This window comes from Streptomyces griseocarneus, assembly GCF_014655595.1.
Classification (GTDB): domain Bacteria; phylum Actinomycetota; class Actinomycetes; order Streptomycetales; family Streptomycetaceae; genus Streptomyces; species Streptomyces griseocarneus.
In genome coordinates this window covers 112,476-135,966 of sequence record NZ_BNBL01000015.1, presented here as the reverse complement: position 1 = coordinate 135,966, position 23,491 = coordinate 112,476, and the positions used below count along the sequence as shown (strand labels likewise).

At 71.2% G+C, this 23,491-nt stretch carries 22 protein-coding genes and 2 pseudogenes; 15 read left to right on the top strand and 9 right to left on the bottom strand.

The annotated features are described in order from the left end of the window. The first annotated feature begins 36 nt into the window (after positions 1–36). The 3 genes and pseudogenes from IE295_RS29310 (at position 37) to IE295_RS29305 (ending at position 1,756) form a co-directional block, all read left to right on the top strand. On the top strand, positions 37–918 hold the full coding sequence (locus IE295_RS29310; protein ID WP_190066785.1) for an aldo/keto reductase: 882 nt from the start codon (positions 37–39) through the stop codon (positions 916–918). 87 nt (positions 919–1,005) lie between these two features. Then, a pseudogene (locus IE295_RS34340) lies at positions 1,006–1,125 on the top strand (IS5 family transposase); the annotation flags it as partial. Between the two features lie 148 nt (positions 1,126–1,273). Further along, entirely contained in the window at positions 1,274–1,756 is a 483-nt protein-coding gene (locus IE295_RS29305) for a YdcF family protein (protein WP_308013156.1), read from the top strand. Positions 1,757–1,927: 171 nt separating this feature from the next. On the opposite strand, the gene IE295_RS29300 is transcribed toward IE295_RS29305, so the two are convergent. Further along, positions 1,928–2,737 (bottom strand): Cof-type HAD-IIB family hydrolase, encoded by an 810-nt coding sequence (locus IE295_RS29300; protein ID WP_190066783.1) that lies wholly within the window; start codon positions 2,735–2,737, stop codon positions 1,928–1,930. A gap of 187 nt (positions 2,738–2,924) precedes the next feature. Here IE295_RS29300 and IE295_RS29295 point away from each other — a divergent pair, with 187 nt between their 5' ends. Next, the gene (locus tag IE295_RS29295) at positions 2,925–3,485 is read left to right on the top strand and encodes an RNA polymerase sigma factor (protein ID WP_190066782.1); all 561 of its coding nucleotides are present in this window, start codon (positions 2,925–2,927) and stop codon (positions 3,483–3,485) included. Continuing rightward, a complete protein-coding gene (locus IE295_RS29290) occupies positions 3,482–4,480 on the top strand; it encodes a CU044_5270 family protein (RefSeq protein WP_190066781.1) in 999 nt (332 codons plus the stop codon). Before IE295_RS29295 ends, IE295_RS29290 begins: the two co-directional genes overlap by 4 nt. A gap of 57 nt (positions 4,481–4,537) precedes the next feature. On the opposite strand, the gene IE295_RS29285 is transcribed toward IE295_RS29290, so the two are convergent. The 7 genes from IE295_RS29285 to IE295_RS29255 form a co-directional block, all read right to left on the bottom strand. Continuing rightward, positions 4,538–6,124 carry an ABC transporter ATP-binding protein gene (locus IE295_RS29285; protein WP_190066780.1) on the bottom strand — a complete coding sequence of 529 codons (1,587 nt, stop codon included), beginning with the start codon at positions 6,122–6,124 and terminating at the stop codon, positions 4,538–4,540. A 255-nt stretch (positions 6,125–6,379) separates the two neighbouring features. Next, positions 6,380–7,987, bottom strand: coding sequence for a prolyl oligopeptidase family serine peptidase (locus IE295_RS29280; RefSeq protein ID WP_190066779.1), 1,608 nt, complete (start codon positions 7,985–7,987; stop codon positions 6,380–6,382). Continuing rightward, on the bottom strand, positions 7,977–8,780 hold the full coding sequence (locus tag IE295_RS29275; RefSeq protein WP_190066778.1) for a hypothetical protein: 804 nt from the start codon (positions 8,778–8,780) through the stop codon (positions 7,977–7,979). Before IE295_RS29275 ends, IE295_RS29280 begins: the two co-directional genes overlap by 11 nt. Positions 8,781–8,791: 11 nt before the next feature. Next, positions 8,792–9,058 carry an actinodefensin-associated protein B gene (gene adfB / locus IE295_RS29270; protein ID WP_190066777.1) on the bottom strand — a complete coding sequence of 89 codons (267 nt, stop codon included), beginning with the start codon at positions 9,056–9,058 and terminating at the stop codon, positions 8,792–8,794. Then, on the bottom strand, positions 9,055–10,506 hold the full coding sequence (locus IE295_RS29265; protein ID WP_190066776.1) for a hypothetical protein: 1,452 nt from the start codon (positions 10,504–10,506) through the stop codon (positions 9,055–9,057). Before IE295_RS29265 ends, adfB begins: the two co-directional genes overlap by 4 nt. Before the next feature lie 76 nt (positions 10,507–10,582). Further along, on the bottom strand, positions 10,583–10,855 hold the full coding sequence (locus tag IE295_RS29260) for a lasso peptide biosynthesis protein (protein ID WP_229923017.1): 273 nt from the start codon (positions 10,853–10,855) through the stop codon (positions 10,583–10,585). A 298-nt stretch (positions 10,856–11,153) separates the two neighbouring features. Further along, positions 11,154–11,327 carry a hypothetical protein gene (locus IE295_RS29255; protein ID WP_190066774.1) on the bottom strand — a complete coding sequence of 58 codons (174 nt, stop codon included), beginning with the start codon at positions 11,325–11,327 and terminating at the stop codon, positions 11,154–11,156. Between the two features lie 503 nt (positions 11,328–11,830). Here IE295_RS29255 and IE295_RS29250 point away from each other — a divergent pair. The 3 genes from IE295_RS29250 to IE295_RS29240 all read left to right on the top strand — a co-directional run bounded on the left by IE295_RS29250 (position 11,831) and on the right by IE295_RS29240 (position 13,270). Beyond that, complete coding sequence (locus IE295_RS29250) at positions 11,831–12,250, top strand: nuclear transport factor 2 family protein (protein ID WP_190066773.1); 420 nt, start codon at positions 11,831–11,833, stop codon at positions 12,248–12,250. A 175-nt stretch (positions 12,251–12,425) separates the two neighbouring features. Continuing rightward, positions 12,426–12,659 (top strand): hypothetical protein, encoded by a 234-nt coding sequence (locus IE295_RS29245; RefSeq protein ID WP_224323442.1) that lies wholly within the window; start codon positions 12,426–12,428, stop codon positions 12,657–12,659. 2 nt (positions 12,660–12,661) lie between these two features. Beyond that, on the top strand, positions 12,662–13,270 hold the full coding sequence (locus tag IE295_RS29240; protein WP_190066772.1) for a Clp protease N-terminal domain-containing protein: 609 nt from the start codon (positions 12,662–12,664) through the stop codon (positions 13,268–13,270). Between the two features lie 200 nt (positions 13,271–13,470). Here the strand turns inward: IE295_RS29240 and IE295_RS29235 are convergent, their stop codons facing one another. After that, on the bottom strand, positions 13,471–14,709 hold the full coding sequence (locus IE295_RS29235; RefSeq protein ID WP_190066771.1) for an ankyrin repeat domain-containing protein: 1,239 nt from the start codon (positions 14,707–14,709) through the stop codon (positions 13,471–13,473). Positions 14,710–15,040: 331 nt separating this feature from the next. Here IE295_RS29235 and IE295_RS29230 point away from each other — a divergent pair, with 331 nt between their 5' ends. The 7 genes and pseudogenes from IE295_RS29230 to IE295_RS29200 all read left to right on the top strand — a co-directional run bounded on the left by IE295_RS29230 (position 15,041) and on the right by IE295_RS29200 (position 23,482). Further along, complete coding sequence (locus IE295_RS29230; protein WP_190066770.1) at positions 15,041–15,364, top strand: hypothetical protein; 324 nt, start codon at positions 15,041–15,043, stop codon at positions 15,362–15,364. A 32-nt stretch (positions 15,365–15,396) separates the two neighbouring features. Then, on the top strand, positions 15,397–16,065 hold the full coding sequence (locus IE295_RS29225; protein ID WP_190066769.1) for a hypothetical protein: 669 nt from the start codon (positions 15,397–15,399) through the stop codon (positions 16,063–16,065). Positions 16,066–16,466: 401 nt separating this feature from the next. After that, positions 16,467–17,549, top strand: coding sequence for a methyltransferase domain-containing protein (locus IE295_RS29220; RefSeq protein ID WP_190066768.1), 1,083 nt, complete (start codon positions 16,467–16,469; stop codon positions 17,547–17,549). A gap of 24 nt (positions 17,550–17,573) precedes the next feature. After that, a pseudogene (locus IE295_RS29215) lies at positions 17,574–17,804 on the top strand (methyltransferase type 11); the annotation flags it as partial. Between the two features lie 60 nt (positions 17,805–17,864). Next, the gene (locus IE295_RS29210) at positions 17,865–18,527 is read left to right on the top strand and encodes an RNA polymerase sigma factor (RefSeq protein WP_190066767.1); all 663 of its coding nucleotides are present in this window, start codon (positions 17,865–17,867) and stop codon (positions 18,525–18,527) included. Beyond that, positions 18,524–19,570 carry a CU044_5270 family protein gene (locus tag IE295_RS29205; protein ID WP_190066766.1) on the top strand — a complete coding sequence of 349 codons (1,047 nt, stop codon included), beginning with the start codon at positions 18,524–18,526 and terminating at the stop codon, positions 19,568–19,570. The genes IE295_RS29210 and IE295_RS29205 overlap by 4 nt, the downstream gene beginning before the upstream one ends. 285 nt (positions 19,571–19,855) lie before the next feature. Further along, entirely contained in the window at positions 19,856–23,482 is a 3,627-nt protein-coding gene (locus IE295_RS29200; protein WP_190066765.1) for an NACHT domain-containing protein, read from the top strand. The last annotated feature ends 9 nt before the right edge of the window (positions 23,483–23,491 follow it).

Here is a 23,491-nt window from a genome sequence, read left to right as displayed (position 1 = left end):
AGGATGGGGCCGTCTTGATGAACGAGGGAGACTGCCATGAGTGAGAATCGTGCCGCGCCGGGTGGATCCGTTCTGCTCGCTCCTGGGCTCGAGGTGAGCCGGATCGGCCTCGGTACGAATCGGCTGCTCGGGCCTCACGGTTTCGGACATCCCAAGGACCGCCTGGCGTCTCTGGCTGTGCTGCGGCGCGCGGTGGAGCTTGGCATCACCCACATTGACTCCGGTGAGCGATACCGCCCCCGCGTGGCCAACGGACTGATCCGAGAAGCGATTCAACCCTGCCCGGCCGACCTCGTAGTCGCCACCACGGCAGGCGTCGAGGAGGACGGGTGGCGGTCGCCGTACGCCTACCGCGAGGCCCGGGCGCTGGCCGGGAATGTCGACAATGATCTGTCCGAGCTGGGCAGAGAGCAGCTGGACCTGGTGCTGCTGTTCGGCGGCGTCACGAGCGACAACGACGGTGTTCCGCTCCCGCAGGGGCTGGAGGTCCTCGCCGACCTGCGTGAGCGCGGGCTCATCCGGCACATCGGTCTCAATGAATGCTGGCCCGAGGGAGTGTCCCTGGCCTGTGGGATAACCCCGATCGCCGCGGTGCAGGCCGACTTCGACCTCTTCCGCCCGCAGGACGACGATCTCCGGGCCGCCTGCCGGGAGCGCGGCGTGGTGTTCGTAGCGCGTTACGAATCCGCCGATGAGATGCTCCGCACAGCCGACGAGGAACAGCTGCGGGCGCTCGACGCGGTGGCCACCCGGCACGCAGCGACCCGGGCCCAGACTGCCCTGGCCTGGCTCCTCGCCCGGTACCCCTCGGACGCGGTCCTCCTGGGCGCCCGGACCGTGGCCGAGTTGGAGGAGAACGTGGCCGCAGGCCGTCTGCGCCTGACCCCCACCGACCTCGCCCGCCTCGCACGGCCATAGGCACCCAGGCACGTTGCGAGCCACAACTGTCCAAGGCCCGGTTCTCCTCTGGGACGTGGCCCGTGCTCGCCGGCGGATGTTCCGCACTCTGTCCAGGACCCTGTCGCCGGCACTCGGCTCATCGACCGCGTGGCTGCGGACCACCCCGCAATCCGCAAGGTCTGGGTCGGCGGCTACCGCGGGTACCTCGTCGAGCACGCCGCCTCTCGGTGCCGAGGCGTCCTAGGCTTGTTGTATGCGATCAGCGTGGGGATGGGTAATGGGCGGTGGGGCCGCTGCCCTGGTCTGGGGCGAGTGTTTGAACCGGCGTTGGTCTCGAACGCTCGTCGGGAACAGTGTCGGAGCTTCCGAGGCGGTGGTTGTGCTGGGCTACCGCAATCCGCACGCGGCGATCAACACCATCAACCGGTGGCGAGTCCGTGCTGGGCTTCGATCCATTGCCTCCGGCAAAGCGCGCGACACCCGGGTGATCTTCAGTGGCGGTGCAACCGGCAGCGGTCCGGCTGAGGCCCAGCTGATGGCCGACTACGCGAAGTCTGTGCTCAAGTTCGATGGCCACGTGCTCATCGAGGACCAGAGCAGGACGACGTGGGAGAACGTGACGAACGTGATCCCATTGCTCGAAGGCGTCGACCGCATCAAGATCGCCTCCCAGCCGGCTCACGCGCTCAAGGCCCGCGCGTACTTGCGCCGGCAGCGCCCTGATCTTGCTGAGCGACTCGTGGCCGCGGATGACTATCGCCCCGGCGAGTGGGCAGTTCTCAAACCGCTGCTGGCCCTCTACGGACTGTGGACGCTTCGTGGTCTCAAAGCCGATGAACGGAAGGTCTCGCTCTAGCCAGCCGCTGTCGCGCCGGCGTCATACAGGCGGTGGCTCTTGAGCCGACGCCAGCAGATGGCCGTGGCCACCTGGACTCAGCCCCACCTCGCGTAACTGCTGCCAGGTGACCAGGCTCCCGGGCAGGCGCCGCGGTCATACGCCGGCGGGCTCGCGCTTGTGGGGCAGGGTTCAGGCGCGGTTGAAGATCTGCTCGAGGACGTCGGCCACGCCGTCCTCCTCATTGGATGCCGTGTGCCGCTTCACTGCGGAGAGTACGGCTGGGTGGGCATTGCCCATGGCGTAGGCAGTGCCCGCCCACTTCAGGACGGTCAGGTCGTTGGGCATGTCGCCGAAGGCGATGACCTCGGCGGCGGCGATGCCGCGCTCGGCGCAGAGCGCCGAGAGAGTGCCGGCCTTGGTGACGCCTGGCGCACTGATCTCCAGCAGGCCGCGACCGCCGGAGTGGGTGAACTGCGCCTCACTGCCAGCTGATTCTTCCGCAACGGCGAGCAACAGGTCCGTGTCGAGCCGCGCCGACCAGGCGAGCAGTTTCACGATGGGAACGTCCATCGTCCACAGATCCACCAGCGACGGCACGGCCGATTCTGCTTCGGAGTCCTCGGGAAGACGCAGTCCGTAGCCGGGCTCGTAAAAGACCTGATGGCCCGTCTCCACGGCAAAGCCCACCCCCGGTATGGCATCCGACAGTGCGACGGCCACCTTGCGGGCGGCGCGAACAGGCAGGGCGCGGGACTCGATGACGGTGCGCGTCTCGACGTCATAGACGAGTGCACCGTTGCTGCACACCGCTGTCCCGACGAGGCCGGCCGCGGTGGCGAGCGCGTCGACGAACCGGGGCGGTCGGGCGGTGACGAAGACAACCTCCGCGCCGGCATCGGTGGCGGTACGCAGGGCGTGCAGTGTGCGTTCGGAGAGGGTGCCGTCGTTGCGCAGGAGAGTGCCGTCGAGATCGGTGGCGATCAGCCGGGGACGAATCATCGCCCGATGCTACTGAATCGTTTCGGCCTCATGCCGATGCGAGGCGAAGGACGAGGACGACCTTGACGACTGCCGGTGATCCGGGCGCGGCCGCCCGGGCCCGCTCCAGAGGCGCGAACGCTTTTGCGGGGCGGAGACAAGAAGGGGAGGGGGCCGCGGAAGGCGTGGCCCGGGGAAGGGGAGGTCCGTGGCAACGGACGAGGAACTGCTGGCGCGCTCGGGAACCGACGCGTCGGCCTTCGAACCGCTCGTGGAGCGCCATTCGAGGGCGTTGCACGGCTACTTCGCGCGCCGGGCGCCCGGTGCGGCGGACGATCTGCTGGCCGAGGCGTGGCTGCGGGCCTACGCGGGGCGCGGCACCTATGACGCGGCCCGTGGGCCGGTCCGGGCGTGGCTCTTCGGTGTGGCCCGCAATGTGCTGGCCGCGCACTGGCGCGGACAGGAACGGCCAGGGGCCGCCGCCGCGCTCGCCGGCGAGGCGAGCAGCGACCCGTGGCACGCCGTCGACCGCAGGCTGGACGCGGCGGCGGTCGCGCCGCTGATGCGCCGGACCCTGGCCGAGCTGCCGGCCGTGGAGCGGGAGCTGCTGCTCCTGATCGCGTGGGAGCAGCTCAGCCCCACCGAGGCCGCGGCCGTCGTCGGCGTTCCCGCGGGCACGGCCAGGTCCCGTCTGCACCGGGCGCGCACCCGCCTGCGTGCGGCGCTCGGCCCCTCCGCCCCGCTTTCCCTGACAGGAGACCTCGCATGACCGGACAGGACAGGAACACGGACGACAGGGACCTCCTCGACTTCCCCGGTGCCGGGCGGTTGAGGGCCGCGGGCAAGGTCGCGCCGCCCTCGGCGGACGTCGTCGCCGCGGCGCTGGCCGCGGTGCGGTCGGCGGCGGCCGGCCAGGCGGACGGGGAAGGGCCGGCCCTCGAGCTCGAACGGGAGCCGCTGGCCGAGGTCGTCCCGGTGCGGACGTGGCGGCGGCGCCTTCCCGTGCTCGTCTCGGCGGCGGCGGTCGTGGCGGTCGCGCTGGGTGTCGCGCTCCAGCCCTGGTCGGATTCCGGGAACGGGCACGGCAGCTCCCCGGCGGCGGAGCGGACGGCGGTACAGGAGCGGACGGGGACGGCACCGTACTGGAAGGTGCGGACCTTCCAGTGGAACCGGAGCAGCGAGAAGGACCGGCGGGACGAGTCGTACGAGACCGTCTGGCTGAGCCGGAACGACAAACGCGGGCAGTTCGGTGACGGTCCGGTCCGGGAGTACTCCGAGGCGGGGATGGCGGGGACGGCCTTCTGGATCGGCCGCAATCCGATCATGTGGGACGAGCTCGAGAAGCTGCCCACCGACCCGGACGCGCTGCGCGCCCGGCTCCTCGGGAAGGCCACCGGGGAGTCGGCCGAGGAGGGGCTCTTCAGCGGCATCGAGGACCTGCTCGCCCGCTCACCCGCCGAACCGCGGCTGCGGGCCGCCCTGTTCAAGGTCCTCACCGGGATTCCCGGGGCACGGGTGACCGAGCAGGTCAAGGACAGCACCGGTCGCCCCGGCACGGCCGTCGACCTGGACGCCGACACCTGGCGCCTGCGACTGATCATCGACACCGGGACGTTCCACGCGCTGGAGATGGTGACCACGGCGCGGAACGACGGCCTGTCGTGGGGGACACAGAAGCTCCGGGCCGGCGACCCCCTCCTCCGCACCACCTACCTGTCCGTCGGGCCCGCCTGGGAGGCCCCGAACCCGTCCCCGCGGAGGTAGCAGCCCCCCTTCTGCATCAGGCAGCAGATTCACCTGCACGGCCTTCGTCGCGCCCCCTCACCCGCCTCCCTCCAGGCTCTGGAAGGCCGAGGCCTGGAGGCGGAAGAAGTGGGCGTAGGTGCCGTCGCGGCGCATCAGGGATTCGTGGGTTCCCTCTTCGCTCACCCGGCCGTCCTCCAGTACGTAGATCCGGTCCGCGTGGCGGACGCTGGAGAACCGGTGCGAGATGAGGAGGACCGTGCGGCCGGCGAAAAGGTCGCGGATGTGGGCGAACAGGTCGGCTTCGGCCTGGGGGTCCAGCGCCGCGGTGGGTTCGTCGAGGATGACGAAGGGGGAGTCGCGGTAGAAGGCGCGCGCCAGCGCCAGGCGCTGCCACTGGCCGCCGGAGAGGTCGACGCCGCCGGTGAACTCTTTGCCGAGGAGGGTGTCGTAGTCGGCGGGCAGGTGCTCGAGGAAGTCGGCGGCACCGGCGTGGTGGGCGGCGTACACGGCTCGTTGGCGGTCGGGGGATTCCTCGGGGCGGCCGAAGGTGATGTTGTCGACGGCGCGGAGTTTGTAGCGCGTGAAGTCCTGGAAGACCACCGTGGTCTGACGGCGGAGCGGATCCAGATCGTCCACCGGCGAATCTCCCTGGAGGAGGACGCCGGTGTCGGGCCGGTACAGCCCTGCGAGGATCTTGGACAGGGTGGTCTTCCCGGAACCGTTGCTGCCGACGAGCGCGACGACCTCACCCTTGTCGAGCGTGATGCTCACGTCGCGGAGGGCGGGTGTGGCGGATCCGGGATAGCTGAATCCGATGTGCTCGGCACGCAGGCCCCCGAAGGGGAGCGGGTCGCTCGTGTGCCGGGCCGTCGGGTGCACTGCGCCGAGGGCGGCGAAGAGGCGCAGGTCCCGCAGGTACAGGATGGATTCGCCGACGTTGTTGAGCATGCCGCCCACCGCCTGGACCCGGTTGGACAGCAGCCAGAGCCCCATGAGGCCGGCCACCGCGGTGGACAGGCCCATCCGGTGGGCCTGCACCAGCCACCAGACGCAGAAGATGACGATCCCGGTCCCGGCGTCTCCGGCCAGCCGGGCCGTGATCCTGCGCCGCATGTGGGTGCCGATCAGGGTCGCGGTGCCGTGGATCTCCTGCCGGTACGCCTCGTCCCACCGGGAGTGCAGCAGCGGGCCCAGGTCCAGCGCGCGGATCTCCTTGGCCTCGTCCCGTCCGGTCAGCAGGTGCTCGAGGTAGTCGCGGACGCGGCGGTTCTCGGCCAGATCGTGGTGCAGGCCGTAGCGGGCGTTGCGTTCGTTGCGGGCGGCCCGCAGGGCCGGGAGGGAACAGAGGACCGCGAAGGGCAGCAGCCACCATGCCATGAGGGCGAAGACGGCGGTGACCGCGGCGGCGGTCAGGGCCGCCTGGAGGAGTGCCGCCATGGTGCTGACCACCATGGCGGGCTGGCTGCGCGAGGCGAACACCGCTCGCTGCAGACGGTCGTGGAAGCCCGGTTCCTCGAATTGCGGCAACTCGGCCCGGGCCGCCGCTCGCAGCACCAGGGCGATGACGTGCCGGTCGACGTACGCCGCCAGGGTCCGCTGCCGTGCGGCGGTGAAGATCTGCACCGTGCCACCGATCGCGCCGACGACGATCAGGGCCGTCATCGCGGGAATCATCCTGCCGGCCCCTGCCGCAGAGTGACCGCCTCCGACAAGGGGCACACCGGAGACCACATCGCGGAGCAACAGCATGGCTCCGGCGAGCCCGGCCGTGGTGAGCAGTTGGGCCAGTACCACTTGGGTGAGCCCTCGGCGGTCGGCCTGCCACACCAGTCGTATCGCGAAGGCGGCGGATCCGATCAGGTCGCGGATGCGCACCGGGGCCGTCGATGTCCCCTCTCGAGTCCCCTCCGGCACGACTCACCACCTCTTCGCGTCGGTGGCCCAGCGGGCGAGCCATGCACGGTGTTCCGTGGCGAGATGCTGCTGGCTCTCGCGGTACTGAACGGTGTGGCCCTCGTGGGGCAGCAGGACCAGGCGGGCCCGGCCGCCGGCTGCGACGATCGCCGTGTAGAGGCCCACCGCCTGGTCGGCCGGGGTGGCGGGGTTGGCGTCCTCGACACCGTGCGCGATCAGCACGGGCCCGCACAGGCGGTCGGCGAAATGCACCGCGCTGAAGGCCCGGTAGACATCGGGTGCCTCCCAGTAGCGGCGTGCCTCCTGCTGGAAACCGTTGGGCGTGAGGGTGCGGTTGTAGCAGCCGCTGTGGACGATCGCCGCGGTGAACCCGGGGACGTGAGCCAGGGCGATGAGGGCCAGGGTGGCGCCGAAACTGTGGCCGCCGACGATCAGCTTGCCGTTGTGGTGGCCGGCGAACGGTCCGTTGAGAACGGTCATGGCGTCGCGGACGGCCACGGTGATCTGGGCATGCAGCATCTCCACGGTGGCATCACCGGGCCAGTGCAGCGGCAGGTCGAGATGCGCGACCGCACCACCTCCGACGGTCGCTGCCTCTCCGGCGGTCATCGCTCCTCCGGCGCTCACCTCCCCGGCGTCCGAAGCACGTATCCACAGCACCGCCGGGGCCGAGGCACGCCCCTGGGAGGACGTCACCGTCAGACGTGCGCCGCCCGACAGTCGTACGGAACGCGGCTCGGGCGCCGGCGCCGCCGGGCTGGTGACGGCCCGAGGGCCGCCTGCCAGGTTCGGCGGAACTGCCGGGAGGGCCGGTCCCGGCACGCCGGTCGTCACCCGGACCGTACGCCAGTGCAACCCTGCCGGTGCCTCCGGAGGAGGGGCTTCGCCGCGTGTTCCTGCCGGTACGGCGTCGTCGTCCTCGGCGTACTCGATGTCCAGCGCGTCGCCCGCGGGCGTAGCACGCAGCCCACGCACCAGCAGGGGACCGGTGAGCGGCACGGGGGTGCTCGCGGAGTGGTCCCGCGGTACGGCGAGGACGGCGACACGGGCGGCGGCCAGTGCCTTGAGCTCCGCCACTGGGGGAGCGAAGGTGACGCTTTGGGGTCCGGACGCCTCGAGGACCACCGGCCGCGGCGTGCCCGGTACAGCTGCCCCGGTGCCTCCGGAGGCGGGAACGAGCAGGGACAGGCGGCCGTCGGCACACCACGCGAGCGGGGTGCCTCCCAGACCGGTGAAGGCCGTGGCCACCCGGATCCGGTCGAGCACGGTGAGGGTCTGGGCCTCGTAGTCCGCGATCCAGGGAAAGGCACGGTGGTCCCGTACGGTCAGTCCGGCGACCAGGGGGCGATGTGGGTGCCAGGCCAGGGCTGTGGCCAGCACGTCATGGACGGGTACGGTCCACGCGTGGCCGTCGCGGCCGGCGGTGATGTCCACGCGGTGGGGGCTGGGGCGGCCGGTGACGAGTCCGCACAAGCCGGGGTCCACGGTGCAGCCGCGCCACTGGACCGTCCCGGGGTTGTGCTCGGCGAGTGAGGGGAAGGCGGGGGCGGTGACGTTCGCCCAACGACGGTGACCGGGCGCGTAGTCCCGCCAGCTGCGCTCACCGTCCATGTCCTCGGCCCGTCAGCGGGTCGGGGGTTCGCACGGTGACCGAGTCGATCAGCGACTTCACCGCGCCGATCCCGGACACCGGCGCGCACACGGGTTCGCCGGCCGCGCCCACGCCCACGGCTGCCGGTACGCCGAGCCCAACCAGGTGAGCGGGAAGAGGTTCCCCGTCCCGTAGGACGGTCGTGGTCACCGCGGAGCGGCGAGCCGGTTCCATGGCGTCCACCAGCTGCCGCAGCGCCTGGCAGGACGGACAACTCGCGGTGGTGTAGAGCCGCACGGCGTCCACACGCTCCCCGCACGGGGTCCCGGCACCCTCTCCGTCCGCGCCGCGCCGGTCGAGGACCGCCACGGCACCCAGCGTCGCCAGGGCCGCCAGGGCGGCGGTGCCCGCCCGTAGCCCGGAGTGTCCCGTGCCCGGTCCCGCGGCCAGGGCTGCCGCGGCGGCGAGTGCGCCGACGGCGTTCGCCACGAGGTGCCCGCGGCCCACCGTGGCCAGCCGGGCCGCGCCGAAGCAGGCGCAGTTCCGGCCCCGTACGGTGTATGCCACCGCGGAGAGCATCAGGTAGCAGGCCAGTGACACACCGGCCGCGGCACGGCCGGGAGTGATGACGACGGCCGCGCACGCGGCCACTTCGGCGGCACCGATCAGGCGGGGCGCCCAGGGTGCCGCGAGCACGCCGTGCCGGAAGGGCCAGTCGAGCCTTCCCGCCGGCGTGAGCGACTTGGCCGCCCCGGCCAGACCGAGCGGCCCGGCCGTCAGGGCTATGGCGACATCCGGCCATGACGCAAACATGGGTTCCTACCTCACAGGTCGGGGAGCGAGACGGTCAGCCATCCGCCGTGGATCAGTTCCTCGCACACAGCGCGCGCCGCGGGAATGTCCTGGGGATCCGGCATCCCACGGACCAGCAGCCGGTCGATGATCCGGGAGTGGTACTCGCCGCATTCGGCCACCTCCAGCGTCACCCCATTGACCAGGACGCCACCGCCGTGGGGAAGCGAGGTGTACGTGACGTGCGGCGCAAGCCGGAGAGGGCTGCCGGCAGGACGGGACACCGGGCCGCCGGTCATGACCTGCCCCGCAGCCACTGGTCCAGCCACACCGCGCGCAGCAGTGGCAGCGCGTGATCGGTGAGCCGGTGGGCATCGCGCAGAATGTCCGTCACCTTCCGCGGGTCGACCAGCCCCATGTCGGCCAGGGGAGACGAGTACGTCATGCGGGCGATGACCTTCTCACGTTCACGACGCAGATGGACGGCGGCCGCCACCCGCAGCCAGTGGCCCGGCGCGCTGCGCCGCACCCCGCTGATCCGGTGCCGTTCCAGGGCCTCGTACAGCGGAAGATGAGTACGGAACGAGCCGCGGTGGATCCGGCCCAGCCTGCCACGGCGCAGTGAGGCGACAGTCGCGATCACCGTCGGGTCGAGCGCGGGCAGCACGGCACCGCCGCCGCCCCCGCGTTCCGCCAGGCCTGCCACCACCCGGCCGAGAGCCGTCGGGAGGAAGTCCAGATGCTCCTTCCACAGCGCCATCGTGGCCAGCTGTGCCGAGGCGTACGCGGCCTCGCCGGCCTCGGTGAGGACGGGGACCAGGGCGGCACCCAGGGGTTTGGGCGGAGGGGGCATGCCCACCGGCTGTTCGTCCGGGATCTCCCGGCCTCCCAGTCCCGGAGCGAAGACGGCGCCCCGGGACATCAGTTCGCGCGCTTCCGACAGGCCGCGCAGGGTGCCGGTGATGTGGAAGGGCTCGCAGGCCAGCAGCCGCCGGCCGCGCACGCCGGCGTCGGCCTCGGGCAGGGTAATGGCCGTCAGGTCCTCCAGGAGTGCCCCGGCGGCCACGGGAAGGCCTGCCGCGCCCGACAGCCGCGCCACGAGGCGTGAGGAGACTTCGGTGTCCGGCAGCGGAGGGAAGGGCTCGTCGCCGGTGATCGAGCGGTGGTCCAGTAGCTCCGAGGGATCCACCGGGACACGGCACGTCGTGAGCCCCGGCACGTCCGGCACGTCCGGCAGGTCTGGCACGTTCGGCACGGGCGCACGCCGGAACGCTTCGCCGAAGTCCGCGTGCAGCAGTACGGGCCGGTGCCCTGCCTCCAGTGCGCTCACGGCGGTGAAGGCAGATGAGAGCCCGCCGCTGTAGGCGATGGCGTACTGGGCACCCAGTTCGCTCAGGGCGTCTCCCACGGCCTGAGCGAGACCGGGTGCCGGGGCCGGCATCTCAGGCACGCGTCGTGTCACGGTGACGCCGGAGGCGTCCACCCGTGCGACGGTTCCCACGGCCAGCCGCTGGACCTCCGGAACCGGTGTGGCGTCCGGTGCCGGCGCGGTGCCATGGACGAGCGTCAACAGGTGACCGGGATCCAGGCGCGGCCAGGCCGCCCGCGGTACCAGGGCACTGAGGTCGTCGCTCCATTCGAGCCGCCCGTACCCCACCCGGTAATAGAAGGGATGGGCGCCCGGAAACTCCCGGCGCAGGGTGAAAACTTCGCCGGGCGAGCGCTCGATCCGTACCCCCTGCGGCAACTCCGAAGGCTCTTGGCCCACACAGCGTGCGCCGCCCTCGGTCATCTCCCATACGCCCCGCACCACCGCTCACCCCTCACCCGTCCTCACCCGTCCGATGGGCCTCGACGTACGTCTCATGCACTGGCAGGGAGGTGCTCACCACGCGTCCCCCGTGCTCCACCCAGGCGTAGAAGCCCGCGGGCGGCGTGGCCGGGGTCAGCTCCCGGCCGATGTGGAAGGTGGCGGGGACGCCCATCGCGCGCAGTCCGGCCGTGAGGAAGAGGGCGTCTTCGACCGGGTCGAGGAAGCCCATCGTCAGACGTTGCGCCACCCTCAGCCGGGCGACGGCGGAGTCGATTCCCCGCACCCGCTTCCTGGATCCGCCGGAAACCCCCGGCCAGGCATTGATCCGGTACAGCCCGTTCTCGCCCCGGACGGATTCGACGAACCGACGGGCGCAGAGCGCCGCCGTTATCAACACGCGGGCACCCCCTCCCTTTCCCTGTGTGTCCTCTTCTGCGAATGGCGGGCCAGGGTCGGCCGGCGGGCCACGGTCTGCCGTGCGACGCGCACTCGAGCGCACACGTCGCACGACGGACACGTCCTGGCGCTCTTCCGCTCACGGCCGTGCGCACGCGGTCGTGAACTACTTCGGCTACTTCGAACTACTTCGGGTTGCAGGTGAACAGCCAGTCACACCAGCCGCTGCAGCACTGGGCCGAGCTGATGCAGTGGTAGCCGTTGGGCTTGCACGTTTCGGCGGCGGCGGTGGGCGCTGTGAACAGGTGCTGCTGGAGACCGTCACTGGCCAGTCGTGCGGCGATCGACACGGGTGTCACGATGCGCTTCCTTTCCGTTTCTCCGGGATCCCGGCGGGTCACACGGGGTTGCAGGTGAACAGCCAGTCGCACCACAGGCCACTACAGCACTGGGCCGAGCTGATGCAGTGGTAGCCCCTGGGCTTGCACGTCTCGGCCGCGGCGGTCGGTGCTGTGAACAGGTGCTGTTGCAAGCCGTCACTCGCCAGCCGCGCAGCGATCGACGAAACCTTCATGTCCTGACTCCTCTCGCTCTGCCGGACTTCCCGGCACAGGCCGCCGGGAGATCCGGGTATGAACCGATCCGGTACGAGAGCCCCGGAGCGCGCACGGTGACAGTCGACCGGCCGGGCGCACCCATCGTGTGAGCGGGAGCCGAACGGGACAACAGCCTCGGGGTGTCCCGGACAGCCCGTCCCTGTCCCAGCAGGTCAGGCCGCTGTCCCGTTCTGTCCGGACGATGTCCGGGCCCCTCGCGAAAGGGCCCGGCCCCTGCCGTGTGCCGGCTGGCTATGCTGCTTTCCATGTCGGGCTTGCCGCAACACCCCAACATCGAGACCGCCGTCCGCTACCACCAGGCGGTCGCCCAAGGAGCCGTCGGCGCTGAACTGGTCCGCTTCTTCCACGAGGAAGCGGTGCAGCAGGAATACCCCAACGCCCTTTTCCCCGACGGTGTCCGGCGCGATCTGTCCGCAGTGCTCCAGGCCGCGGAGCGGGGCCGCGACATCCTCAGCCGCCAGCGGTTCGAGGTGCGCAACGCGGTGGCGGCCGGCGACCAGGTCGCCTTGGAGGTCACCTGGACCGGAACGCTCGCCGTTCCGCTGGGCGCGCTCCCCGCCGGTCACGTGCTGCGTGCCGACATCGCGGTCTTCCTCGAATTCCGCGACGGCAGGATCTGGGCCCAGCGCAACTACGACTGCTACGAACGCCCGGACCGCACCTGAAGTCCGTTGCGTCGCCCCTGTCCCTGTCCCTGTCCTTGTCCCTGTCCTTGTCGCGACCCGGAGCGCTGTGCCCCGGCCCGTATCCGGACGGCAGCACGCGCGACTGAGCGCAGTGGCCCGACCACTTGTCAACGAGCGTTGACAGCAGCCCGGCGTGTCAACCATCATTGACAGCATGGCCGGAACGGATGCGGAAGCGAAAGAGGCGGCCGGCACCGCCGAGGCTGCCCTGCACGCGGATCCCCGCGTGGGACTACGGGCTGTCGCCGCGCTGCGGCGGCTGGTCGAGCACCTGGAGGCCCTGCAGGTCGGCCGGGCGCGGCAACTGGGCTGGTCCTGGGAGGAGATCGGCGGCGCCCTGGGCGTCAGCCGACAGGCCGTCCACAAGAAGCACGCCAGGAGGGGATAGGCATGTTCGAACGGTTCACCAAGGACGCCCGCGCGGCGATCGTGTCCGCGCAGGAAGAGGCACGCGCACTGGGGCACGGGCGCATCGGCCCCGGGCACCTGCTGCTCGGCGTCGCCACACAGTCCGGGGCCCCCGGCATGACGACCCTGGCCCGGCTGGGCGCCACGCCCGAGGCGCTACGCAGTGCGCTGTCGGCCGCGGGCACGCCCGCAGCACCCTTCGACGAGGAGGACGCGGAGGCGCTGCGCGCCTTCGGCATCGACCTGGAGGCCGTGCGCGGACAGGCGGAGAAGGTGTTCGGGCCGGGCGCCCTGGACACGCCCCCGCCGCCCCCGGCGGAGGAGGGCCGCGGGTTCCTGCGCGGTCGTAAGGGCGGCTCGCCGGCTGCCCGCAAGCCGCACATCCCCTTCGAACGCGAGGCCAAGAAGGCACTGGAGCAATCGCTGCGGGCCGCCCTGGAGCGCAAGGACCGTTCCATCGGGACCGAACACGTCCTGCTGGGCGTGCTGGACGCCGGGGGCGGGGCGACGGCGGACGTACTGAGCCGGCTCGGCACCGACCCGGCCACCGTACGGACAGGGCTCCTGTCGGACCTGGACCAGGCAGCCTGAGCCACCGGCCCGACGGCGCCGCCGACCGGGTGGTGGGCTGGTATGCCCCGCGCACCGTCAGCAGCGGCCGGCGTCCCGCGGGCCGAGGACGCGCCGGATTGTCTTCCGGCAATGACATCGGGCGCCGGCCCCACCAGAGATGAAGTGGCGGATGCCGGCCCTTGGCGGCCCCTCACCGGTCCCGGCTCACCCGTCCTGGCTCACCAGTCCCGGCGGTGCCGCCACACGTCGTACAGCGGCCAGTAGTACGGCGACGTCTCGTCGACGGTGTCGTCGAGGGCCTCGAGAAGTGCGTCACCGCGATGGTCGTCGCGCAGAGCCAGCTGCACCGCGGCGGTGACCCGTACGGCCTCTTCGGAGTCGGAGAGGCAGGCGGCGAGGGCGTCGCAAGGGGCAGGGTCGTCGGCCTGGGCCGGGAGGAGGGTCCGGCAGGCGACTTCCCGGACCTGGGCGTCCGGGTCCCGGGTGCAGGCCAGGACGGCGGCCAGGGCATCGACGTTCGCCTGCTGGACCTGCCACTGCAGGCCGCCGACCGCCCAGGACCGGACCTGGGCGTCGGGGTGACGGGTAAGGGCGAGCAGCGGCTTCTCGGCGCGGGGGTCCATGGCGCCAGCCAGTCCGCCGGTCAGGGGCCGCATCACGCGGGGGTCCTCCTCCTGCTCCATCCAGGGGAGGAAGAGGTCGACGAGCAGGGTGTCGAAGGGGGGTTCCTCGTCCTCGCCGCTTTCGTCGAAGAGATCGATGCAGCGCAGCACGTCCGCGCCGAAGTAGCGTGCCAGCGGATCGGGGTGGTGGCGAAGAGCGGCGGCGGCGTCCCAGACGGGCTGCAGTGCCGGGCCCTTGCGTCCGGCGGCCTCGACGACGGCCGCTCCCCACACGGGGTGGTCGACCTCGGGCTCGGCCATGACCCGGTCCAGCAGTTCGGCGAAGGGCGTGACGATTCCGCAGCACCGTTCCAGGCGGGTGAGGATCGCGGTGTGGCCGTCGCGGACGGTCTGCCCGCCGATCACCAGCTCGCGGCAGATCTCGCTGTCGCCGTCGCGCACGGTCCGCAGTTGGACCCCCGCTCCGGTGCCGGTGATGTGCCAGTGGCGGGCCAGTGCGAGGGCGTCGCGGCCCTCGCGGTCCGTGACTCGGGGGTCGGCCCCGGCGAAGAGCAGGGCGGTGGCGATGTCGTGGGCGCCGCGGTCGACGGCGCGCAGCAGGGGCGTGCGGCCGTCGGCGTCGATGCCGTCCAGGTCCAGCGCGTCGAGGTCGGCCCGCATCAGCAGGGCATCGAGAACCCGGTGGTCGAGGGCGTCCGCGGCCAGGCGCAGGGCGGCTGCGACGTGCGGGCCGCGCGCGTGGGTAGTGCCGTACGCCTCCTGGATCAGGGCGGCCACGGCCTTGGTGTCGCCGTTGCGGACAGCTGTCAGGAGCGGGTGTTCAGGGGAGGTCATGCGCACAGAGGGTGGGGGAGCCTTTCAGAGATGGGGGATGGGGGATGGGGGATGGGGTACGGCCGTTGTCGCGGCAGCACAGTGACCTGCACCCTGGAGCCATCGCGCCGGGCATGGAATCAGAGCTCATCAGCCCATCATCCCGTCTCCCTTCACCGGACCCCACTGATTAAACGACAAGCTTGGACGGGCGCCTTCGCGGAGACCGTACGAGCGGGTAGCGCGGGGGAGTACCCGGGCGTGCCACGGGCCCGGGCGGTGTGGGTTGGCGGTCCGTGGCGCGCTCCACTGTGTCGGATTCCCTGCTGGGCCGGATTCCTACGAGCCGGTGATGCGACCGTTCGGCAGTCACGCACTGCCGGATCTGCAGGCCGCTGAAGAGATGGCGGACTGGGACGCCACCGTCGAGATCGTGATCCGGCAGATCGCCGGCCTCGACACGGCGCATGTCGAGACCCTGTGGGCCGACCGTCAAGGATGGGCGGCCTTGCGACACTTGAGCAGGCCGGCGCGCGCCGAGCTCGCCGCTGACCCCCGCCGGCTTGCCGGCGCCGCGTCGCGCGGGATCGGCGCGCCCTGCATACAGCAGAGCGTCAGCAGACTGCTGACGCCACTGCGGAGCGTGCGATCTCTGGGCCCTAGGATTCCTTGGTGATCAAGGACAGAGCTACCAGGGGGAAGTCTGCGATGAAGAGTAAGTGGGGGGCTCTGGCCGCCGTCATAGCCGCCGGCGTACTCGCGGCTGGCTGCGGTTCCGGCGACGGCGACGAGAAGGGCGGCCTGCCGAAGGCGGACAAGCTCGCCGCTGACAACGGAGCGCGCTACAAGAAACTGAACGTCCCCGCGCTGGACGGCCTGACCTGTGATAAGGGAGACGGCGGCTTCCGCTTCGGCAGCGACAGGGACATGGGCGTCTACGGAGACGACGACCTCAAGGAGATCGAGATCTCCGACGAGGACAAGGTCGCGTGCTTCGGCGCGTCACGCATCACGCTCACCAAGGGCAGCAGACAGGCGACCGTTCCGCACTTCACCACCAGGACGACCCTGTACGAAAAGGTCGCAGACCCCGCCGCCTCGCTGGACAAGGTCTTCGAGCACACCATGCACCTGGAGAAGGGCTACGGCCGGACCCCGGTCGGCGAGCCCAAGTCCTTCACCACCAAGGACCTGGTGCTGAAGTGCCGGCAGAACGTCTCCGACACCTTCCCCATGACGACCTGCTTCTGGGCGAACTACGGCGCGATCGGCGTCGTCGACTTCTTCCCGCCGGACGGCAAGCACGTGCCCGTTGACGAGGCGGCCGCCCGGACACACAAGTTCGCCCTGGGCATTCTCTCGACCGGCACCCCGTAACGGCCGGCGGGATCGTGCCCCGGCGCCCGTTGCGGCGTGAACGCGAAGCGGACTCGGGCCGGCGCACCCAGGGTCTTCACGGCGGTTCCGGCCGTTCCTCCCGAAGGCATCGTCGCCGTATGGCGCACGAGGTCGGGCCGCCGCTACGGTCGGACCGCTCAACTCACCGAGTGGGCATATTCCGTCACTGTGTGGTGAAGGAGGCCGGCGTTGACGAAGGACAAGAAGGACAGCGGAGGCGATGGGGCGCACCGGAAGCCGGATCCGCCGTTGTCCGGGGGGACACCGCCCCCGGGAAACTCCGACGGGCAGGTCTCCTCGCCGGACACCGGCTCGGGCAAGCGCCGGAAGTAGGGCCAGTGCCGCGCCTGGAGGAGTGTCAGCGCCGGCTGACGGCTGCCATGGATGCTCAGGGATTGTGGCCGTCGGACAGCGACTCGTCGTGGATCCGCCCGGCCGTCCTGGGTCTGCCCCGTGACCGGTTCGCGCCGGACCGGGTCTTCGTATGGGACGGAGTCTCCGCGTACGCAGCGGTGGACCGGGCCAAGGACCTCTGGGAGTGGGCGGATGCCGTCTACCCGGCAAGCCCGTACGAGGCGACCAACACGCAGATCAGTGAGATCGACGGCCTGCCCTCCTCCAGCATCTCCTGTACTGCAGTCGTCGCCGACATGCTCGACTCCCTCATGCTCGAGGAAGGGCACCGGGTCCTGGAGCTGGGTACCGGGGCCGGATGGAACGCCGGCCTTCTCGCCCGGCGGGCCGATCTCGTGGTCAGCGTGGAGATCGACCCCGAACTGGCCGACGCCGCGGCCGTACGGCTGAAGCAGGCCGGGCTGGACGTGGAGGTGCGCACCGGGGACGCGGCCCGGGGCGCCGCGGACCGTGCCCCCTTCGACCGGGTGATCGCCACCTACGCTGTCGAGCGGGTGCCCTGGGCATGGGTGGAGCAGACACGGCCCGGGGGGCGGATCGTCACCCCCTGGGGGCGCCTGGGACACGTGGCACTGACGGTTTCCGACGACGGCCGGGCGGCCGTCGGTTGGGTACAGGGCCTTGCCACCTTCATGCCGGCGCGCGGCGTCGACCAGGGCCTCGCATTCCACGCAGTCCAAGCCGAGGCCCCGGTGTCGCGAAAGGCGACGGTGCACCGAGACCTTGCGCTCTTCGCCGAGCGGCACCTGCTGTTCGCCGTGCGGGTCAGCCACCCCCACCTGCGGGTGACCACCACGCCGGTCGACGGCGGCGTCGCGGTGAACGTGCACGATGGCGCCTCGTCCTGGGCATGTGCCGTGCCTCAATCCGACGGGACAGCCTTGGTGACAGGAGGCGGGCCGCGTGACGTCTGGGCAGAAACCTCCGAGGGCTGGGACCACTGGGAAGCCCGTGGCCGACCGGAGCTGTGGGACTTTGGGATGACCGTCACTGCCGAGGCGCAGTTCGTGTGGGCGGGTCGTCCAGAGCACGGACCGTACACCCCCTGAGCAGGGGTGAATGTCTTTCCGCCGGTCGACCCGGCCAAGGAGCAGCGCCTGCACCGGGCGCTGGTCCCCTTCTTCGAGGCCACCTGTACCGAGCCGGTCGAGTACGTCACGTCCTTGACCAGGCTGGAGGCCCTCGACCTGGTGGGGATGACGCCGAGCGCACGCCACCTGAGCCCTGCAGACCTGGACGGTGACGGCCTCCTGCCCGACCAGGCCACCGTCTCCGTGCCGGCCACCGCCTACCGGCCTCGGTGACCACGAGCGGGCGCACGCGCCCTGCTGACGGGGAGGCCGTACCGTCGTGTGACCCACATCATGGGAACCCGCACCTCCCACCGGACATATCAAGACGTGACGTCAATACACACCCGCATCAGGGACGGCGACCCGGATTCCTTCCGCCATCTCTTCCGCTCACACGCCCAGATCGTCCATCGCTACGCCATCCGCGCCACCGGCGACTGGGCCACCGCCGAGGACGTCGTTTCGCTCACGTTCCTGGAGGCCTGGCGCCTCCGCGCCAAGCTTCCCGAGGAGCCGGACGGCGCGAAGGCCTGGCTGATGGGCATCGCGGTGAACGTCCAGCGCAACACCAACCGTGCCGCCCGCCGCCATGAGAAGGCCCTGGCCCGCATGCCCGCCAAGGAAGCCGTGCCGGACATCGCGGGTGAAGTGGTGGGCAGGATGGCGGACGCCGAACAGCTCACCGCCGCGAAGAACGCCCTGGGGAAGCTGCGCCGGTCGGAGCGCGAGGTCGTCACCCTCTGCGTCTGGTCCGGCCTGAGCTATGCGGAAGCGGCCGAGGCCCTGGGCGTGGCCGTCGGCACCGTACGGTCGCGGCTGTTCCGGGCCCGCGAGCGCCTGCGCAAGCTCGCCGAACACGAGCTCCGGCAGCACGCCGACGAGACGGCGGCCCGGCGGCGGCCCGAGCACTTCCACCTGCACCTGAACCGGCCGAACGAGAAGTGGAACCGATGATGCGTATCTCCCGGCGGCCCCAAGCGCCGCTCGACCTCGGCGACTTCGACCTCCTGCTCCCCCGGCAGGTCGAGACCGTCCTGCCGGAGGCCCGGCAGGACCTGCTCGAAGAGGCCCTGTGGGCCGAGGCACACCGGACCGCCCCGTGCGCGCCGCGCTCCCGTGCGCGCCGCACGGCCTGGATCGCGCTCCCGGCCGCCGCAGCCGTGATGGCGGGCGCCGTGATCGTCGCCCCGGACGGCTCAGGTACCTCGGGTACCTCGGGTACGGACACCCGCCCGCCGAAGGCCGACGCGAAGTTGGAACCCGGCACCACCATAGGACTGTCGGCGACCGTCGACCGCATCTCACTCGCGGCGGCACGGCAGCCGGCCCTGGAGCCCCGGCAGGACCAGTACATCTACGTGGAGAGCAAGGTGAGGGGCGGGCGGGTCGACAGGGCGGGCGGCAAGGAGAAGCTCGTGGTGACTCCGCTGCGCTCGCGCCAGGTCTGGCACTCGCCCGACGGCCTCAAGAGTTTCATCTATGAGCCCGGCCATGAATTCATGGACAAGAACGGTGAGGACCTCGACCTCGACTCTGCCGACGAAGTCACCGACCGGGGCTCCTACAACAGCGTCAAGTCGCTCCCCACCGACCCCGACGCCCTGCTCAAGCGCCTCTACCGGTGGGGCAGGATGGGCGACCCGCAGGCCGACTGGACGGCGTTCGGGGAGATAGGCCAGCTGTTGGAGGAGCAGATCGCAACGCCGCGGATCAGCGCCGCACTGTTCAAAGCGGCTGCCAAGATCCCGGGCGTCACGCTCGTGGACAAGGCCGTCGACGCGACCGGCCGGACCGGCGTCGCGATCACTCACACCGGGCCCAACAGCCGCCAGGAGTGGATCTTCGACAGGAACACCTATGAGTACCTCGGCCAGCGCGACGTGCTGGTCAAGCCGTATCGGGGCCTCGAACCCGGCGCCGTCACCTCCGAGACCGTGGTCATCAAGCGGGCCGTGGTCAACGCGAAGAAGGAACTCCCCGACGGCACGACGCTCTGAGCCGATCCGGATCCGATCCCGATCCGGATCCGGATCCGATCCTGACCTCGAGCATCCGGATCGGCAGCCACCGTTCCGCCGGCTTCGAGGCGACGATCAGCACGTAGCCGACCCCGGCAGCACGGCCTGACGCCGCTTCCCGGCGGTCCGCCACCGGGCCGGCGCCTCCCCGCGGCCCACCGGGTTGCGCCGTACCGGGCGCGTGGTTCGATGGAAACCGGACCGTATGACGTCCGCGCTCCCCTTCCCTTCCCTTTGCCGAGACACCTGGAGGGAGGAGGGGCGATGACGAAGGTGGTCCGGCGTCCGCCCGGCAAGGAGCGGCCGGGCAGGGTTCCCGTGGCGGGGCTGCGGGTGCGCCGGGCGGCGGCCCGCAGTCGGTGTACGGCGCAATCGTTCCGGCACGGTCTGACGCTTCGCCGGGAGGTGCGCCGGGAGCGCACCCGGCCCGCGAAGTGGCGTCGGTGGGGTTCCTACACCAGCTTCGCGAGGGCGTTGTCCGTGGCGGCCGGCCTGCTCGTCCTCGCCTGGTGCGCCGAGGGTCTCTACGGCGTCTTCCACGGCACGACCGCGTTCGAGAAGTGGGTGACGAGGACCACGGGGCTGGAGGCCATCCTGCGCTTCGTGGGGCCCGTCCTCACCGCCGGGGCCGCCGCCACCATCTTCCTGTTCGTCTGGTACGGCTACACCAAGCACCGGTACCTCGCCAGAGCGCGCAGAAGTCCCCGCACCCTGGTCCCCACGGCCGGGCCGAACACCGGCCAGGTCGTCGGGCGCCAGGAGATCGCCCAGGTCATCGCCGAGCGGCTGCGCGACCGCGCCACGCGTCGGCCGTATCTGCTGGTCGGCGGGGTGGGCACCGGGAAGACCGCGGTGATGGTGCAGCTCACCGAGCTGCTGGCCCGGCAGGGCGCCGTGCCCGTGCCCGTCCGGCTGCGGGACGCCGCCGGACAGGCCGACCTGAACTTCGAGGAGATGGCCAAGCGACGCTTCGCCGAGGAGGCCCCGCAGGGCATCCTCGCCCGCAGCAAGAACGACAAGGTCTGGCAGCAGCTGCTCGCGGACGACAAACCGGTCGTCATCGCCGACGGGCTGGAGGAGGCCCTGCTGGACGAACAGCTCCAGGACGACCGGGACAACATCATCCGCCGTGCGATCGACCGCGCGTACGAGGAGAAGCTGCCCCTGGTCATCGCCTCGCGCCCACACAGCCCACTCGAAGGGACCCGTGCCGCGATCATCGAACTGGAGCCGTTGAGCGAGGAGGCGGCCCTGCACTTCGTGGAGGCGCAGGCCCCCGAGGCGGACGAGCGCCGTCTCGACTGGATCGTCGAGACGGCGGAGGTGACCGAGTCGCCCCTCTACCTGCAGATCGCGCGGGAACTCCACGACCACGGCGTCCTCGAACGCGACCGTCCGCAGACCGACCGGCGGCGGCTCGACACCCGCAGCTGGGACCGCTCCACGCTGCGGCTGTGGCTGCTGGAGACCTGGGAACAGGCGTTGGCGGAGGGGCGGCTGCGCCAGGAGGTGGTCCTGTCACCGCAGGACCGCCGCGACACGATCGAGGTCGTCTCCGCGCTGGCCTGCGTGGGGCTGCTCCAGGACAAGCTGGAGGTCGGATTCACGGACCTGCTGGGGGAACAGGTCCGTCCCACCCCGGTGCACCGGGCCGGCGCCGAGGCCGAACGCCTGTGGAAGCGGGTCCGCAACTTCGACCCGACCGGCAGACGGGGAAACGCCCTGTCCGAGTGGCAGCGCGAGCAGATCTGGAGCTCGCTGTGCGGGCGGGTCAGCAGTGAGGAGAGACGGTCACTGCTCGGCGGGACCGTCAGTCAGCGCCAGGCCGCGCTCGCCCGGTGCGTGGCCAACGCGGACGCGCTACGGCTGGTCGAGGGATTCGAGAAGAAGGTGCGCTTCCCGCACAGCATCCTCCAGGTGTACTTCGGCTTCCGCGCGCTCCACGAGCTCGGGGAGGACCGCGCGAACGAACTGGTCGACCAGGCCCTGCAACCACCCGGCCCGGGCCGGGAGCTGCTCATCGCCCTGGTGCTGCTCTCCCGCCGGTGCGCGGCCGAGGCGGTGGCCCCCGAGGCCGGCGTCACGGCGGCGGTGAAGAAGGACCTCCGGCAGCGGTACCGGCGCTTGATGCTGAACGGCCGGCCCCTCGCCCCGCGGCTGTGCCGTGCAGCCGGCCGACGCGCGGACCCCAAGGCCCTGGACATCTACGCGGCCGCCCTGGAGATCGAGAGCGTGGCGGAGCGGCCGGAGCACCTGGACGAGATCACGGGCACGCTCGTGGGACGCTGGCACGACATCAAGGGCGACGCACGGACGCTCGACGAGGCGAAGCTCGGCTGCGTGAAGCAGCTCGGCGCGGCCTTGCGCACGGCAGCGGGCAGGACCGACACCACGCCGCTGTACACGAAGCTCTTCAAACTCGGCATCACGGAGACCTCGTACTCCATCCGCATGGCCGTTTCCCAGGAGTTCGGGAACGGTGGGGACCCGGCGTTCGCGATGATCCGCCCGTGGATCCACGACATCAACCGGGACCCGATGGAGGAGTACATCCGCAGGATCGAAGCCGCCGACGAGGTGCAGAGGCGGCGCTTCGACGCGTGGGCGGCCGAGATGCAGAAGGCGGCGGGGACGGAGGGTTCGTCCCGGGCGGCGCACGAGGAGCATGTGGCCCGGCTCTACCGCGCGCGGCACGTCATCGTCCAGGAGCACCGGCAACAGCGGGTGGACGTGTGGCGGGAGTTCGTCATGCGGGCCTGGGCGCTACCGATGCTCCTGGGCTCCGTGAGCGACGGGCTGCGGGACGAGGCCCGCAGCCGCCTCATGCTATGGCTGCGGCATCTCGACCCGAAGTACACCGACGGCAGACCCGACCTGCCGCTGTCCCTGGAGAACGCACTGGCGCAGGGCTTCAAGTACGCGGCCAACCGCCGCAAGAGGCATCCGTTCACCTACCCGGGCGGCCGGGCGGACCTCATCCGGCAGGCGGAGACCATGCTCCGGCAGACCCGGTGCTGGTACGCGCAGCTGTGCCTGCTCCACGCCCTGTGCCTGTGGGAGCTGCCGGACACCGCGGCCCGCCACAAGGGCCTCGACGGACAGGGCCGGCAGCGCGCCGAGGGGAGCGCCGAGTGGACTGCGGGGTGGGGTGCCGAGGGGAACGGCCTGTGGAAATCCGGTGAGACGCGCCCCGCGACGGCGGTGCAGAGCGTGGAACGGTGGCTGTCCATGGCCGGTACGAACCACACCGTCACCGCCCACGCGGCGGTCGACGGCAGGGCGCCGCGCCAGCCCCTGCACCCGTTCGTCGCGGAGGCGGGCGATCTGGCGGCGCTGGCCCTGGAGAGCGGGAGACCGGAGCGGTTCATGTGGATCGACGAGAAGGGTGTCGCCGACACCATCGGCTCCCGCAGCAGCGGCCGGCAACGCTACCGGAAGCACAATCTGTGGATCCCGCCCTCGACCGGCTGGGTCGCTTTGGACGCGCGCGCCCAGCGGCTGGTCGCCGAGGTGCTCGTCCTGCTCAACCTCATCGAGCGCGACGGGCATCCGGACGAGGTCGAGGACCGCCTGGCCGCCTCCAGCAGGCCGGGTACGGGCCTGCCTCCCTGCATGACGACCGACCGCACCCCGCTGCACCCGGAACTGACCGCCGGCTCCTCGGGCCCACCGGCGCCGGGCACCACCTGCCTGCCCAGCTGCGTCTTCCAGTTCTGCCCGTACCCACCGCGCGGCACCCGGCCCCGCTCCGAGATCCGGGAGCCCTTCTGCCGCCAGCAGCAGGTCCTGCTCCGCCGGCGGGTCCGCAGAAGGACCCCCGACTGGGCCGGCATGCGTGCCCCCGAACTCCACGGCTTCTGGGAGGCCATGGCTCACCGACTGCGCGGCTAAGCGGCCACG

Bases quoted from the DNA above. Each gene is read 5' to 3' on its own strand.
- adfB (WP_190066777.1), bottom strand. From the start codon at position 9,058: ATGACCGGCGGCCCGGTGTCCCGTCCTGCCGGCAGCCCTCTCCGGCTT.
- IE295_RS29240 (WP_190066772.1), top strand. From the start codon at position 12,662: ATGTTCGAACGGTTCACCAAGGACGCCCGCGCGGCGATCGTGTCCGCG.
- IE295_RS29235 (WP_190066771.1), bottom strand. From the start codon at position 14,709: ATGACCTCCCCTGAACACCCGCTCCTGACAGCTGTCCGCAACGGCGAC.
- IE295_RS29220 (WP_190066768.1), top strand. From the start codon at position 16,467: ATGGATGCTCAGGGATTGTGGCCGTCGGACAGCGACTCGTCGTGGATC.
- IE295_RS29290 (WP_190066781.1), top strand. From the start codon at position 3,482: ATGACCGGACAGGACAGGAACACGGACGACAGGGACCTCCTCGACTTC.
- IE295_RS29310 (WP_190066785.1), top strand. From the start codon at position 37: ATGAGTGAGAATCGTGCCGCGCCGGGTGGATCCGTTCTGCTCGCTCCT.
- IE295_RS29250 (WP_190066773.1), top strand. From the start codon at position 11,831: ATGTCGGGCTTGCCGCAACACCCCAACATCGAGACCGCCGTCCGCTAC.
- IE295_RS29275 (WP_190066778.1), bottom strand. From the start codon at position 8,780: ATGTTTGCGTCATGGCCGGATGTCGCCATAGCCCTGACGGCCGGGCCG.
- IE295_RS29225 (WP_190066769.1), top strand. From the start codon at position 15,397: ATGAAGAGTAAGTGGGGGGCTCTGGCCGCCGTCATAGCCGCCGGCGTA.
- IE295_RS29300 (WP_190066783.1), bottom strand. From the start codon at position 2,737: ATGATTCGTCCCCGGCTGATCGCCACCGATCTCGACGGCACTCTCCTG.
- IE295_RS29285 (WP_190066780.1), bottom strand. From the start codon at position 6,124: ATGACGGCCCTGATCGTCGTCGGCGCGATCGGTGGCACGGTGCAGATC.
- IE295_RS29280 (WP_190066779.1), bottom strand. From the start codon at position 7,987: ATGGACGGTGAGCGCAGCTGGCGGGACTACGCGCCCGGTCACCGTCGT.
- IE295_RS29200 (WP_190066765.1), top strand. From the start codon at position 19,856: ATGACGAAGGTGGTCCGGCGTCCGCCCGGCAAGGAGCGGCCGGGCAGG.
- IE295_RS29205 (WP_190066766.1), top strand. From the start codon at position 18,524: ATGATGCGTATCTCCCGGCGGCCCCAAGCGCCGCTCGACCTCGGCGAC.
- IE295_RS29210 (WP_190066767.1), top strand. From the start codon at position 17,865: ATGGGAACCCGCACCTCCCACCGGACATATCAAGACGTGACGTCAATA.
- IE295_RS29245 (WP_224323442.1), top strand. From the start codon at position 12,426: ATGGCCGGAACGGATGCGGAAGCGAAAGAGGCGGCCGGCACCGCCGAG.
- IE295_RS29230 (WP_190066770.1), top strand. From the start codon at position 15,041: ATGCGACCGTTCGGCAGTCACGCACTGCCGGATCTGCAGGCCGCTGAA.